The organism is Streptomyces sp. NPDC057963, assembly GCF_042887155.1.
GTDB lineage: Bacteria > Actinomycetota > Actinomycetes > Streptomycetales > Streptomycetaceae > Streptomyces.
Window position 1 is genome coordinate 68,076 of sequence record NZ_JBHVPX010000019.1, and the last position, 13,474, is coordinate 81,549.

The 13,474-nt window shown below is 72.4% G+C and carries 11 protein-coding genes; 4 read left to right on the top strand and 7 right to left on the bottom strand.

From position 1 onward, the window contains the following. Both ACFVT1_RS32455 and ACFVT1_RS32460 read left to right on the top strand, forming a co-directional pair. Window positions 1-828: an enoyl-CoA hydratase family protein gene (locus ACFVT1_RS32455; protein WP_389801948.1), complete on the top strand. Its 828-nt coding sequence runs from the start codon at window positions 1-3 to the stop codon at window positions 826-828. Window positions 829-970: 142 nt separating this feature from the next. After that, the gene (locus ACFVT1_RS32460; protein WP_389802012.1) at window positions 971-3,328 is read left to right on the top strand and encodes a bifunctional salicylyl-CoA 5-hydroxylase/oxidoreductase; all 2,358 of its coding nucleotides are present in this window, start codon (window positions 971-973) and stop codon (window positions 3,326-3,328) included. A gap of 87 nt (window positions 3,329-3,415) precedes the next feature. On the opposite strand, the gene ACFVT1_RS32465 is transcribed toward ACFVT1_RS32460, so the two are convergent. Then, window positions 3,416-4,240, bottom strand: coding sequence for a GNAT family N-acetyltransferase (locus tag ACFVT1_RS32465; RefSeq protein WP_389801951.1), 825 nt, complete (start codon window positions 4,238-4,240; stop codon window positions 3,416-3,418). 77 nt (window positions 4,241-4,317) lie between these two features. Continuing rightward, entirely contained in the window at window positions 4,318-5,919 is a 1,602-nt protein-coding gene (locus tag ACFVT1_RS32470; RefSeq protein WP_389801954.1) for an AMP-binding protein, read from the bottom strand. Between the two features lie 104 nt (window positions 5,920-6,023). Between ACFVT1_RS32470 and ACFVT1_RS32475 the strand changes: the two genes are divergently transcribed. Beyond that, window positions 6,024-7,151 carry an acyl-CoA dehydrogenase family protein gene (locus ACFVT1_RS32475; protein ID WP_389801957.1) on the top strand — a complete coding sequence of 376 codons (1,128 nt, stop codon included), beginning with the start codon at window positions 6,024-6,026 and terminating at the stop codon, window positions 7,149-7,151. Continuing rightward, window positions 7,148-7,549 (top strand): RidA family protein, encoded by a 402-nt coding sequence (locus tag ACFVT1_RS32480; RefSeq protein ID WP_389801960.1) that lies wholly within the window; start codon window positions 7,148-7,150, stop codon window positions 7,547-7,549. Before ACFVT1_RS32475 ends, ACFVT1_RS32480 begins: the two co-directional genes overlap by 4 nt. A gap of 91 nt (window positions 7,550-7,640) precedes the next feature. Here ACFVT1_RS32480 and ACFVT1_RS32485 read toward each other — a convergent pair whose 3' ends face one another. The 5 genes from ACFVT1_RS32485 to ACFVT1_RS32505 are packed head-to-tail and all read right to left on the bottom strand — an operon-like array spanning window position 7,641 to window position 13,193. After that, on the bottom strand, window positions 7,641-8,774 hold the full coding sequence (locus ACFVT1_RS32485) for an FAD-dependent monooxygenase (protein WP_389801963.1): 1,134 nt from the start codon (window positions 8,772-8,774) through the stop codon (window positions 7,641-7,643). 53 nt (window positions 8,775-8,827) lie between these two features. Continuing rightward, window positions 8,828-9,397 (bottom strand): ATP/GTP-binding protein, encoded by a 570-nt coding sequence (locus ACFVT1_RS32490; protein ID WP_326768382.1) that lies wholly within the window; start codon window positions 9,395-9,397, stop codon window positions 8,828-8,830. A gap of 6 nt (window positions 9,398-9,403) precedes the next feature. Continuing rightward, the gene (locus ACFVT1_RS32495) at window positions 9,404-9,808 is read right to left on the bottom strand and encodes a DUF742 domain-containing protein (protein WP_389801966.1); all 405 of its coding nucleotides are present in this window, start codon (window positions 9,806-9,808) and stop codon (window positions 9,404-9,406) included. Next, window positions 9,805-10,242, bottom strand: a complete 438-nt coding sequence (locus ACFVT1_RS32500; RefSeq protein ID WP_362201898.1) for a roadblock/LC7 domain-containing protein — start codon at window positions 10,240-10,242, stop codon at window positions 9,805-9,807. Before ACFVT1_RS32500 ends, ACFVT1_RS32495 begins: the two co-directional genes overlap by 4 nt. Then, window positions 10,239-13,193, bottom strand: a complete 2,955-nt coding sequence (locus ACFVT1_RS32505; RefSeq protein WP_389801970.1) for a nitrate- and nitrite sensing domain-containing protein — start codon at window positions 13,191-13,193, stop codon at window positions 10,239-10,241. The genes ACFVT1_RS32500 and ACFVT1_RS32505 overlap by 4 nt, the downstream gene beginning before the upstream one ends. Window positions 13,194-13,474 lie beyond the last annotated feature (281 nt).

A 13,474-nucleotide genomic window follows, 5' to 3' on the forward strand; every position in this document is an offset into this window, starting at 1 on the left:
ATGAGTCCGTTTCCCAGCTCCGCCCCCGGTACGGACGACTGGCGCCATCTCCGGCTGACGACGGACGACGGCGTTGCCACCGTCACCCTCGCCCGTCCCGAGAAACTCAACGCGCTGACCTTCGGCGCCTACGCCGACCTGCGCGATCTGCTCGCCGAGCTGTCCCGCGAACGCACCGTGCGCGCTCTGGTGCTCGCGGGAGAGGGCCGCGGTTTCTGCTCGGGCGGCGATGTCGACGACATCATCGGCGCGACACTCGCCATGGACACCGCCCAGCTCCTCGATTTCAACCGCATGACCGGGCAGGTGGTGCGGGCCCTTCGTGAAACCCCCTTCCCCGTCGTCGCCGCCGTACACGGCGTGGCCGCGGGTGCTGGTGCGGTTCTCGCGCTGGCCGCCGACTTCCGGATCGCGGACCCGTCCGCCCGCTTCGCCTTCCTCTTCACGAAGGTCGGCCTCTCCGGCGGCGACATGGGCGCCGCCTACCTGCTGCCGCGCGTCGTCGGCCTCGGCCACGCCACCCGGCTGCTGATGCTCGGCGAACCGGTCCGGGCTCCCGAAGCGGAACGGATCGGGCTGATCAGCGAACTGACCGAAGAAGGCGAGGCGGATGTACGCGCGGCGGCGCTCGCCCGCCGCCTCGCCGACGGACCGGCCCTCGCCCTCGCCCAGACCAAGGCGCTGCTCACCGCCGAACTCGACATGCCGCTCGCCGCCGCGGTCGAGATGGACGCCGCGACCCAGGCCCTGCTGATGCACGGCGAGGACTACACCGAATTCCACGCCGCCTTCACCGAGAAGCGGCCACCGAAGTGGCAGGGGCGGTAGCGCGATGCCACCCGACACGAGCGCGACCGACCCGAGCGCGACCGACCCGGGACCGTCCGCCACGAAGCCGCCCGGCACAGGCCCGTCCGGTGCAAGCCCGTCCGGCGCGGTGGTGGCGGTGTCCGGCGCAGACCCGTCAGGCATGGTGGTGGCGGCGCCCGGCGCACGCCCGTCCGCCTCGGTGGCGGCGCCGCCCGGCGCAGATCCTTCCGCCGCGAAGCGGTCCGGCGTGAAACGGATCGCCGTCATAGGCGGTGGGCCCGGCGGGCTCTACGCCGCGGCCCTGCTCAAGCGGCTCGATCCGGAACGGGACATCACCGTCTGGGAGCGCAACGCCCCGGACGACACCTTCGGCTTCGGCGTCGTCCTCTCCGACGAGACCCTCGGCGGCATCGAGCACGCCGACCCCGTCGTCCACCGGGCCCTCCAGGACGAGTTCGTACGGTGGGACGACATCGACATCGTCCACCGCGGTGTGACCCAGACCTCCGGGGGCCACGGCTTCGCGGCGCTGGGCCGCCGCAGGCTCCTGGAGATCCTGCACGAACGCTGCGACTCCCTCGGCATACGCCTCCGCTTCCGCACCGGGGCCCCGCCGGCCGCCGAGCTGGCCGCGACCCACGACCTGGTGATCGCCGCCGACGGAGTCCACAGCCTCACCCGCGCCGCGCACGCCGAAACCTTCGGTCCCCGCCTCACCGACCACCGATGCCGCTACATCTGGCTCGCCGCCGACTTCGCCCTCGACGCCTTCCGCTTCGAGATCGCCGAGACCGCGTACGGGGTGATGCAGCTCCACGCCTACCCCTTCTCGGCCGGCTCCTCCACCGCCATCGTCGAGATGCGCGAGGAGGTCTGGCGGGCCGCCGGATTCGACACCTGCGACGTCGAGCACTCGACCGTGCGCTGCGCCGAGATCTTCACCGAGGCGCTCGGCGGCCGGCCGCTGCGCTCCCACCACTCCTCCTGGCTCACCTTCCGCACCGTCGTCAACGACCGCTGGTCGCACGGCAACACGGTCCTCATCGGCGACTCCGCCCACACCGCGCACTTCTCCATCGGCTCCGGCACCAAACTCGCCGTCGAGGACGCCCTCGCGCTCGCCGCCTGCATCGAGGAACAGCCCGACCTGCCCGCCGCGCTGTCCGCGTACGAGGCCGAGCGCCGCCCGGTCGTCGAATCGACCCAGCGGGCAGCCGCGGCCAGCCTGCGCTGGTTCGAGGAGCTCGGCACCCATGTCGACCAGCCGCCCCGCCAGTTCGCCTTCAACCTCCTCACCCGCAGCCGCCGTGTCACCCACGACAACCTGCGGCTGCGCGACGCCTCCTTCACCGCCGCCGTCGAGGAGGAGTTCGGCTGCGCCCCGGGCACCCCGCCGATGTTCACCCCGCTGAGGCTGCGCGGCCTCCACCTCCGCAACCGCGTCGTCGTCTCACCCATGGACATGTACTCGGCCGTCGACGGCGTCCCGGACGACTTCCACCTCGTCCATCTGGGCGCACGCGCGCTCGGCGGCGCCGGGCTCGTCATGACGGAGATGGTGTGCGTCAGCGCCGAGGGCCGCATCACCCCCGGCTGCACCGGCCTCTACACCCCCGAACAGGCCGCGGCCTGGAACCGGATCACCGACTTCGTCCATGCGAGCGCGCCCGGGACGGCCATCGGAGTCCAGCTCGGCCACTCCGGACGCAAGGGCTCCACCAAACTCATGTGGGAGGGCATCGACCAGCCACTCGACGACGGCAACTGGCCGCTCACCGCCGCCTCCCCGATCCCGTACGCGGACGGCGTCAACCAGGTCCCGCACGCCCTGGACCGGGCCGGACTCGACGCCGTACGCGAACAGTTCGCGGCGGCGGCCCGGCGCGCCGACCGCTGCGGCTTCGACCTGCTGGAGCTCCACTGCGCCCACGGCTATCTGCTCTCCGGCTTCCTCTCGCCGCTCACCAACCACCGCACCGACCAGTACGGCGGACCGCTGCACAACCGGCTCCGCTTCCCCCTCGAAGTCTTCGACGCGGTCCGCGCCGCCTGGCCCGACGACCGGCCCATGACCGTCCGCATCTCCGCCACGGACTGGGCCGAGGGGGGCACGACGGCCGAGGACGCCGTCGAGATCGCCCGCGCCTTCGTCGCCCACGGAGCCGATGCCATCGACGTCTCGACCGGCCAGGTCGTCCCCGACGAGCACCCGGAGTTCGGCCGCTCCTACCAGACCCCGTACGCCGACCGGATCCGCAACACACTGTGCGTGCCGGTCGTCGCGGTCGGCGCGATCTCCTCCTGGGACGACGTCAACTCCCTGCTGCTCGCGGGCCGGGCCGACCTCTGCGCCCTGGCCCGCCCCCATCTCTACGACCCGCACTGGACGCTGCACGCGGCGGCCGACCAGGGCTACAGCGGACCGGGAGCGCCCTGGCCGCTCCCGTACCGGGCGGGCAGCCGCACCCCGCCGACCGGCCGTACGGACGCACCGAAGCCCCGGCTCACTCTGGGGTGACGGACGGGCACGCGGGGCGGAGGCACGGGGCCGGGGCCCGTGACGGCCGACGGTGATCCAGCGGCCACGCCGGTGCGGGCGGTCCGCTCACCGCTCCTCCACCACGCTGATCAGCAGCCGGTCCGAGACCGCCCGGTAGCCGATGCGCCGGTACACGCCGTTGCTGGTCGGGTTGGCGAGGTCGGTGAAGAGCAGCACCTCCTGCGCGCCGGCCTCCCGTGCCGCCCGGCTGGCCTCCGCCGTCACCGCGGCCGCGTAGCCCCGGCCGCGGTATTCGTGAGGCGTGTAGACCGCCGCGACTCGTACCGTGCCCGCGATCCGCGGTGAGAGGCCCGCCATCGACACCGGGACGCCGTCGTCCTCCCAAAGGGTCAGCCTGCCGGACGCCGTCCGCTCGTCCAGGACCCGTTCGGCATGGGTGCCGGGCTGGCCGACCTGGTCGGCGAACGCGAGATGCCAGCGCACCAGCAGCTCCCGGTCCGCGGCGGTGGCGGCCCGGGGCCTCCCCGACGGTGCCGGGGAGGGCGGAACCAGAGTCTCCAGCCGGTAGAGCCGCTGCTCCTGGTCGACCCGGTGGCCGGGCCACAGGGCGGCCAGCGCCTCGGCGGTGGACCGGTCCGCGTTGATCCCGGTCAGAGGGAGCGCGGCGGCGAGCGGGGCGACCGCCTCCGGGGCGACGGTTCCCAGCAGCGGCGGATACGGCGGGGTCTGCACCAGCGTCCCCGCGACCTCGCCGTCCGCCCCGCGCCACCAGCCCAGCAGCGGGGCGGCGTCACCGTAGGCGTGCGGGCCGTCGGCGCGCAGGGTCGCGGTGACGGTGAGAACCAGAGTGTTGTCGGCGGGCCGGGCGGCCAGCGAGGCGCCCGCCGCATCGAGAAAGACATCGACGTCATCGGTGAAGGTCCAGGGCATGCCTCATCCTGCCTGGTGTGCGCGGGGGCGGCACCCGTATTTCCGGGCCGGCCGCCTCGGCGGGTCCTCGGACCGGGTCATCCGTCCCGCAGCCGGAAGCGCTGGAGCTTCCCGGTGGCCGTCCGGGGGAGTTCGGACAGGAATTCGACGACGCGCGGGCACTTGTGCGGGGCCAGCTCGCCCTTCATGTACGTACGCAGCTCGTCGGCCGACAGCTCCGTGCCCTCGCGCAGCACCACGTACGCCACCACGATCCGGCCGCGCAGCTCGTCCGCCCGGCCCACCACCGCGGCCTCGGCCACCGCGGGGTGGCGCAGCAGGGCGTCCTCGACCTCGGGGCCCGCGATGTTGTAGCCGGAGGAGATGATCATGTCGTCGGCGCGGGCGACGTAGCGGAAGTAGCCGTCCGCGTCGCGCACATAGGTGTCGCCGGTGAGATTCCAGCCGTGGGCCACGTAGTCCCGCTGACGTTCGTCGGCGAGATAGCGGCAGCCCACCGGACCGCGTACGGCGAGGAGTCCGGGCTCGCCGTCCGGCACCTGTCTGCCCTCGTGGTCCAGCACCCGGGCCTGCCACCCGGGCACGGGCATGCCGGTGGAACCGGGGCGGATCGCGTCGCCGGCGGCGGAGATGAAGATGTGCAGCAGCTCGGTGGCGCCGATGCCGTTGATGATGCGCAGACCCGTCCGCTCGTACCAGGACCGCCAAGTGGCGACCGGGAGGTTCTCGCCGGCCGAGACGCAGCGGCGCAGCGCGCCCAGGTCGTGCTCGTCGAGGTGGTCGAGCATCACGCGGTACGCGGTCGGCGCGGTGAACAGCACCGAGACACGGTGGGCGGCGAGCGCGGGCAGCAGCTGCGCCGGGCCGGACCTTTCGAGCAGCAGGGCACTGGCACCCGCCCGCAGCGGGAAGACCACCAGACCACCGAGCCCGAAGGTGAACCCGAGCGGCGGACTGCCCGCGAAGACGTCGTCGGGCGTGGGGCGCAGCACATGGCGCGAGAACGTGTCGGCGACGGCGAGCACGTCCCGGTGGAAGTGCATGCAGCCCTTGGGGCGCCCGGTGGTGCCCGAGGTGAACGCGATCAGCGCGACATCGTCCGCCGCCGTGTCCACCGGCCGGTACGGCCCCGACCTGGTCTCGGCCAGCCGGAGCAGATCGTCCGGGCCGTCACCTCCGTACGCCGTGATGCGCAGCCCCGGCACCTGAGCCCCCACCAGGTCGTCGACCGACCGGATGTCGCACAGCGCGTGGCTCACCCGGGCGATCGAGCAGATGGTGGCGAGCTCGGCGGACCGTTGCTGGGCCAGCACCGTGACGGCGATCGCGCCCGCCTTCAGCACCGCGAGCCAGCAGGCGGCCAGATGGGGTGTGGTGGGGCCGCGCAGCAGGACGCGGTTGCCGGGGACGACCCCCAGACCGGACGTCAGGACATGGGCGATCCGGTCCACCCGGTCCCGCAGCTCCCCGTAGCTCCAGACCCCGCCGTCGGGGGTACGGAAGGCGGGGCGGTCGGGGCCGAGGCGGTCGGCCGTGCGGTCCAGCAGTTCGGCCGCGCAGTTGAGGCGGACCGGGTACCGCAGTTCGGGAAGGTCGAAGAGCAGTTCCGGCCACTGGTCCGTGGGTGGCAGGTGCTCCCTGGCGAACGTGTCGAGGTGCGCTGAGGTCTTCGGTTCCATAACGGATCGCCCCCTTGTCGCCTCTGGAGCGTATCGTTTGGGTGACGGTAGTCAACGGTCCGCGATAAGACGAGAAGACGAGACGCGACAAGAGAGGCGCCGGTATGACGGCATTCTCGCTCGATCCGGCACAAACCGCTTGGTGCGAGGAGTTGAGAGTCCTTGCCGAGCAGCAACTGCGCCCCCTCGCCGAGAAAGGCGACCCGGGCCGTGTCAACCGCCCCCTGATCGCCGCACTCGGCGAGTCGGGCCTCCTCGACCGGCTGCTGAGTTCCGGCGCCCTCGACCTCTGCCTGCTCCGCGAGTCCCTGGCCCGCGGCTGCACGGAGGCCGAGACGGCGCTGGCCCTCCAGGGCCTCGGCACCCACCCCGTGCTCCGGGCGGGAACCCCGGCCCACCGCGAGCGCTGGCTCCCCGAAGTGCGCGCGGGCCGCGCCGTCGCCGCCTTCGCACTGAGCGAACAGGGCGCGGGCTCCGATGCGGCGGCCCTCGCCCTGAAGGCCGAACAGGCGCCCGGCGGCTGGCGGCTGACCGGCGAGAAGTGCTGGATCTCCCAGGCGCCCGAGGCCGACTTCTACACCGTCTTCGCCCGCACGACCCAGGGCGCCGGATCCCGTGGCGTCACCGCGTTCCTGGTCCCCGCCGACCGGCCGGGGCTGACCGGCACGGCCCTCGACATGCTCTCCCCGCACCCCATCGGGGCGCTGGTCTTCGACGGCGTCCCGGTCACCCCCGACGATGTGCTCGGCGAACCGGACCGCGGCTTCCGGGTCGCGATGGACACCCTCAACCTGTTCCGCCCCAGCGTCGGCGCGTTCGCCGTCGGCATGTCCCGCGCCGCCCTCGACGCCACGGTGACGCACACCGCCCGGCGTACGGCCTTCGGGGGGCCGCTGAAGGACCTTCAGGCCGTCTCCCACCAGGTGGCCGAGATGGCCACCCGCACCGAAGCCGCCCGGCTCCTGGTGTACGCGGCCGCCGCCGCGTACGACGCGGGCGAGGCAGGTGTACCGCGCCGCGCGGCCATGGCGAAGCTGTACGCCACCGAGACCGCGCAGTACGTCGTCGACACCGCCGTCCAACTGCACGGAGCCCGCGCCCTGCGCCGCGGCCACCTCCTCGAACACCTCTACCGGGAGGTCCGTGCCCCACGGATCTACGAGGGCGCCAGCGAGGTCCAGCGCACGATCATCGCCAAGGAGCTGTACGCGAACCGGGAGGCGTCCGCATGAGTCCCGTCCACCGGATCAACCCCACCGAGCTGTCGCCGCCCGCGGGCTTCTCGCACGCCGTCACGGTCACCGGCGGCCAACTGGTCTTCCTGGCCGGGCAGACCGCCCTCGACCAGGGCGGCAAGGTCGTCGGCGCGGGCCTGCCCGAGCAGTTCGCGACGGCGCTCACCAATCTGCTCACCGCCCTGCGCGCGGCCGGCGGCGCCCCGGCGGACCTGGCCCGGGTCACCGTGTACGCCACCGACGTGGCCGACTACCGCGCCCACGCCGGGGAACTGGGCCGGATCTGGCGGCGGTTGGCGGGCCGCGACTATCCGGCGATGGCGGTCATCGGCGTGGCGAGGCTCTGGGACGAACAGGCGCTGGTCGAGATCGACGGGGTGGCGGTCCTGCCGTGAACGGGCCGGAGCGGCCGGACCCACCTCCGGTGACGCGCCGGCCGGCGCGGGCCGGTGCGGACGGATGCGCTCCGGCGCCGACCGGCGGGGATCAGTACGGCTTCACCAGCACGTGCGCCGCGCCGGGAATGCCGACCTTCAGCAGCTCGTCCTCCTCGGGCGTGGTCCCGCAGCCCGTCTCCTCCTTCAGCACCGCGCGGGACATGGCCTGCACCCACATGGCCCGGGGCCGGCGGCGTGCCTCCCACGCTTCGAGGGCCGCGGCCACGTCGGCCTCGGCGTCCAGTGACTCGGCGAGCACCAGCGCGTCCTCGACGGCCATCGCCGCGCCCTGCGCGATGTGCGGGGTGGAGGCGTGCGCGGCGTCACCGGCCAGCACCACCCGGCCGACGTGCCACGGCTCCTCGACCGTCACCTGGGAGATCCGCGAGTACACCACCGCGGTCGGGTCGGTGACCGTGGCCAGCGCCTCGGCGACCGGCCCGGAGAACATCGCCAGCCGCTCCGTGAGCTGCTCGTGGGCCCGCTCCGGGTCCGGGCGGAAGTCCTCGGACTCCGCGAACACCGCACCCAGGTACATCAGCTCCTCGGTGATCGGCGTGAGCAGCGCCTTCGCCTCCTTGCCCGCGGTGCCCATCACCACACCCCGTACCCCGGGCTGCCGGGGAACCGTCACCCGCCAGTTGGCGAAACCGGTGTACTCGGGGACGTAGCGGTCCCCGTACAGCCTGGTGCGCAGAGGCGACCCGATGCCGTCGAAGCCGACCACGAGGTCCCAGCGGCCGGTGGAGCCGTCGGAGAGGGTGACGTCCACGCCGGAGCCGTCGTCGGCCAGCTCGGTGATGGTGGTGCCGAAGCGGACGGTGGCCCCGGCGGCGACCGCTGCGGTGTTCAGCACCCGGGCGAGGGCCGGGCGCGGGATGCCGTTGTTGGAGGGCGCGTCGCCCATCCTCGGCTGCGGTATCTCGGCGAGCGTGGTGCCGGCCGGGTCGGCGATGGTCAGGATCTCCCACTCGAAGCCGGCCTTGAGGCAGTCGTCGAGCACCCCGATCTCCCGCATGACGTGCAGGGCGTTGGACGGCTGGATGATGCCGACGCCGAGCGCTTCCAGTGCGTCGCGGAGCTCGGCGACCTCGACGGTGTGGCCGCGCCGGGCCAGCGCGGTGGCGAGGGTGAGCCCGCCGATGCCGCCGCCGTGAATCAGGACGCGCAGGGGTGATGCCATCTCAGATCTCTCCAGAACGAGAAGAAGTACGGAAGGTACGGGGGAGGGAACGGTCAGCCGGCCGCGGCGGGCAGGCTCATCAGGTGGTCCACCAGGGCCAGCAGCACGTCCCGTCCGAACGGCCGCTCGCGGACGTCGCCGATCAGCAGCGGAACGTGCGGATCGAGGTCGAGAGCGGCTCTGATCTCGTCCGGTGTGCGGGTGTTGTGGCCGTGGAAGCAGTTGATCGCGACCACGAACGGGATGTCCCGGCTCTCGTAGAAGTCGATCGACGCGAAACTGGTCTCCAGCCTGCGGGTGTCGGCGATCACCACACCGCCGAGCGCCCCGTTCACCAGGTCGTTCCACATGAACCAGAAGCGTTCCTGGCCGGGGGTGCCGAAGAGGTAGACCACCAGCTCGGAACTGACCGTGATCCGGCCGAAGTCCAGGGCCACGGTGGTCGTGTCCTTCTGACCGACACCGGCCAGGTCGTCGACACCGATGCTGGCCTTGGTCAGGTACTCCTCGGTGCGCAGTGGTGCGACTTCGCTGACCGCTCCCACCAGGGTGGTCTTGCCGACGCCGAAACCTCCGGCGATGAGGATCTTGACTGCGGCCGGGGCCGCCTGACTGCTTGTCATGTTGGTTCAGAGTCTCCGGAGTCCGTCACGAACAGCGGCCAGCAGGCCCATGCCGGCCCCGCCCGCCGCCCGCGCCACCGAGAGCGGGGCACGGGCCAGCAGCAGGCCCTGGGCGACGAGGTCGGCCAGCAGGATCTTGGTCACCGACACCGGGAGGCCGAGGTCGGACGCGACCTCGGCGACCGCGGACGGGCGGCGGCAGCGCTCCAGGATCAGCCGGTGCTCCGGCTGGAGCCTCCCCGGCAGGATCGGCGCTCCGTGCTCGTCCCGCGGGTCCTCTGCGGTCGTCAGCACGGTGATGAGACTGAAGTCGTCCCGCTCGGGAGCGGTCCGGCCCCGGGTGATGGTGTACGGGCGCACCATCGTGCCCGCCCCGTCCTCCTCGGCCTCCTCCTCCCAGTACGGGGTCACGCGCGCTGCCCGTCCCCGGTACCGAAGGCGTCGAACTCGCCACGGACGGGGGTGCTGAGCTTCTTGCCGACCTGCTGCACGAGGTTGTGCATGGCCAGCGACATGATCTCGGCGTCCACCTCCTGGGAGGCGATCACCGCGAGGTGGGTGCCCTGGCCCGCCGAGATGATGAAGAGCCAGAGGTCCGCCAGTTCGACGATCACCTGGTGGACGCCGCCACCGTTGAAGAGCTGGCCGACGCCGCGGGCCAGGCTCTGCTGGCCGGTGCAGATGGCGGCCAGCCGCTCGGCGTCGGCACGGTCGATGGTGCGCGAGTGGCTCACCACCAGACCGTCGTCGGAGAGCAGCACGGCGTTCAGGGTCTCGGCCACCGAGTCCACCAGGCCGTCGAGCAGCCAGTCGAGATCCTGGTGAGTGGCGGTTGTGCGTGTCATGACCGTTCTTCTCTCGTGGGGAGGGGGGTGGCGGGCGGAGTGGGCTGCGTCGTCGTCTCGTCGGTCGCGCGGGCCGCGCGGGAGCGGCGCTGGAACGCCCCGATCGCGGCTCCGGCCCGCCGAGGGGCCGGTCGCAGCTGCGGGTTCTCGTCGTGGCCCGGCGGCGTGGGCGCGGCGGGCCGGGCGGCCGGGGCGATCCGCAGCTCGTCCGCCAGGCTGGCCTGCCGCACCCGGCGCGGCAGCGGGGGCTCCGCACCGGGCGCGGGAAGGGCGAGCCGGCCGGACCCGCCCTCCGGGCGGACGGCGTCCGGCTCCGGCGGCGCGGGATGGTCGGGCACGGACACCGGCAACTGCGCGGGGCGGGCGACGTCCGAACCGGGGAGGGCGGAACGGTCCGCCCCGATGCCGCCCGAAGGGTACGGGACGGCGTACGAACCCTGCGGAGCCGGGTAGGACTGCTCGGACACCGGGTACGGGTTCTCCGGCGTCGCGTACGGCGGCTGGTCCACGGGGTACTGGCCGGCGGCCGTCATGTACGGCTGCTCGGCCGCGTCGTAAGGCGTCTCCTGCGCGGCGTACGGCCCGGCCGGTGCGGCCGGTGCAGAGTACGGGCCGACGGGCATCCCGTACGGATCGTCCTGCGCCGGGACCGCGTTCTCCGGTCCCGCGTACGGCTGCTGCGGAGCCGGGTACGGCTGGTCCGGGGCCTGGTACGGCTGGTGTCCCCGTTCCCGTTCCCGCTCCCGCTCCGGTGCCGGGTACGGCGGCTCCTCGGCGGCGTAGGGCGCGCCCGCCGCGTTCAGCGCGGTGACTCCGGCCAGTGCCTGGCCCTGGACACGGGTCGGCAGTGCGTCACCGGCCGCGGGGGCCGCGGCGGCCGCTGTCGAGGAAGCGGCGGGGGACGGCACCCCGACCGGGCCGGAGTGCGGTTCGGAGACGGTGAGTTCGTCGGGGACGAGTACGACCACCCGCGTACCGCCGTACGCCGAGGAGCGGAACTCCACCCGCAGGCCGTGCTGGTCCGCGAGGCGTGCGATCACGTACAGACCGAGCCGGATGTCGTCGGAGTGGGCGAGCACGTCCATCCGGGGCGGCCGGACCATCAGCTCGTTGGCCGCGGCCAGCTGGTCCTCCTCCATCCCCAGGCCCCGGTCCTCGACCTCGATGGCCAGACCGCGGCTCACCCTGGCGGCCCTGACCTCCACCGGGGCGGGCGGCCGGGAGAAGCTGAGCGCGTTCTCGATGAGCTCGGCGAGCACGTGCGAGACCGGGCCGACGGCCCGTTCCGACAGCCAGGGGCTGCCGTCGAGGTCCAGCACCACACGCCGGTAGTCCTGCACCTCGCCCTGGGCGGAACGCATCACGTCCAGCAGCGGGACCGGCTTGCGCCAGCGCCGGTGCGGGGAGCCGCCCGCGAGGATCACCAGGTTCTCCTCGTACCGCCGCAGTCGGGCGGTGAGGTGGTCGAGGTCGAAGAGGCCGTCCAGCACCTCGGGGTCCTCGTGCTTGCGCTCCAGCTCGTCCAGCCTCTTCAGCTGCTGGCCGATCAACTGCTGGGTGCGGCGCGCGATGCGCTGGAGCAGTCGCTCGAAGCCGCGGTGCTGGTCGGCCTGCTTGACGGCGGCCGCCAGCGCACTGGTGCGTGCCAGGTTGAGCGCTTCACCGAGCCGGGTCAGCTCGTCGTCCTTGGCGCCCTTGCCGTCGTGCTCGATGGCGCGGGCCTCGGCCTCGACATCGATGCGCTCGCCGCGGCCCAGCCGCTCGACGACATCGGGCAGGTCCTTCTCCAGCTCCTCGGCCCGCTCCTGCAGCCTGCTGATCCTGCGGCGGAGGTTGCGGGTGAGGCGCCAGGTGGTCCAGATGACCGCGATCACGGCCACCAGACCGACCACCGTGGTCAGCACCATCTTGAACAGCAGCGACATCACACTGCCCTTGCCCTCTTCGACCACGAGGGCGGTGCGGTGCTCCAGCAGCTTCTCGATCTGCGGAGAGACCTCGTCCATCGCGCCGCGCCAGGTACTCTCCTGGGCGCCGACGCCGACGAAGCCGCCGGCGTCGGCAGCGGCCGGCCGCAGCACCTCGTTCTCCACCCGCGTCTTGGCCTGCCAGGCCGGACTGCGGGTGATCTTCTCCCACATGGCCTTCTCGTCCGACGGCAGATACGGGACGACCTTGGTGGAGTACTGGAGCGACTGGCCGGAAACAGCCTCCCGGATCAGCGCCAGATCCTCGGTGCTCAGCTTCCCCTTGGACCAGCCGCGCGCCAGCAGCGCGTCCGAACGGGAGATCATCTCCTTGGTCCAGAAGAGGTCGACGAGCGGCTGCGAGAGCGTGGTGATGCGGCCGTTGTCGACATGGCTGAGCGCGGTGAAGAGTTCGAGGTCGACCGCGATCAGGTCCGTGTAGTAGCCGTACACGGCCTTCTGCTGGTCGCTGCCGCCGTTGTCGACGAGGGTGCGCTGGGCGGGCAGTTGGTTGATCTCCGCGCGGGCCTTGCCGACCGCGTCACGGACCTCGGCGGGGGCGTCGTCGGTCGCCACGTCGGAGAGCGACTGAAAACTCCTGATCGCGTCGTCGGTCTTCTTGCGCTGCCGCTCCAGTGCGTCGGTGGGGCCCTTGTGCCGGGAGAGCGCCTCGGCGCTGAGCCGGCGCTCCTCCTGCAGGTTGTAGTAGACGATGTTGGACGGCTGGCCCGCCTTCTGGGCCAACTTCCCCTGGGTTGCCTGGCGTTGGAAGTCCAGCAGGGTCTGACCACTGGTGACGGCCCAGAGGGCGGCCAGGGCGACGCCGGGGACGATGGCCAGGACGAGCAGGGCTGTCCGCAACGACATGGTGGTCGATTCGGTCCGCCGTGAGGCGCGCGTGCGCAGGGCGTGCTCCTTGACGATGATGCCAGCCTCACGACTGGTCAAATCCGTTGAGAACTTCGACACATCGATAGTAGTCACACTGCAAAAATGAAAAGAAAGTGGGCTCACAAGTGCATCACTGATCACGCACAACTCGATCACCGTGGCCCGGAGTGCCCGGTTCGAGCTGATCCGGGGTGGTTCGAGTAGCGGGCCGGATGGCCATCGGAGGTGCCCGTCCATGTCTCGCTGCACGCCGACGGTGTACTCCATCTGCGCGGCGGCCTCGAAGCGGCCACTCCCTGGGGGCCGCGCCAGGAGGCCCGGGTGATGCTGTGCGGCTGCGGACGCACCGGGAACACGCCGTACCGCGACCGCAG

Coding starts and splice junctions, on each gene's coding strand:
- ACFVT1_RS32485 (WP_389801963.1), bottom strand. CDS start 8,774: ATGGCATCACCCCTGCGCGTCCTGATTCACGGCGGCGGCATCGGCGGG.
- ACFVT1_RS32465 (WP_389801951.1), bottom strand. CDS start 4,240: ATGCCCTGGACCTTCACCGATGACGTCGATGTCTTTCTCGATGCGGCG.
- ACFVT1_RS32490 (WP_326768382.1), bottom strand. CDS start 9,397: ATGACAAGCAGTCAGGCGGCCCCGGCCGCAGTCAAGATCCTCATCGCC.
- ACFVT1_RS32475 (WP_389801957.1), top strand. CDS start 6,024: ATGACGGCATTCTCGCTCGATCCGGCACAAACCGCTTGGTGCGAGGAG.
- ACFVT1_RS32460 (WP_389802012.1), top strand. CDS start 971: ATGGTGGTGGCGGCGCCCGGCGCACGCCCGTCCGCCTCGGTGGCGGCG.
- ACFVT1_RS32470 (WP_389801954.1), bottom strand. CDS start 5,919: ATGGAACCGAAGACCTCAGCGCACCTCGACACGTTCGCCAGGGAGCAC.
- ACFVT1_RS32480 (WP_389801960.1), top strand. CDS start 7,148: ATGAGTCCCGTCCACCGGATCAACCCCACCGAGCTGTCGCCGCCCGCG.
- ACFVT1_RS32500 (WP_362201898.1), bottom strand. CDS start 10,242: ATGACACGCACAACCGCCACTCACCAGGATCTCGACTGGCTGCTCGAC.
- ACFVT1_RS32455 (WP_389801948.1), top strand. CDS start 1: ATGAGTCCGTTTCCCAGCTCCGCCCCCGGTACGGACGACTGGCGCCAT.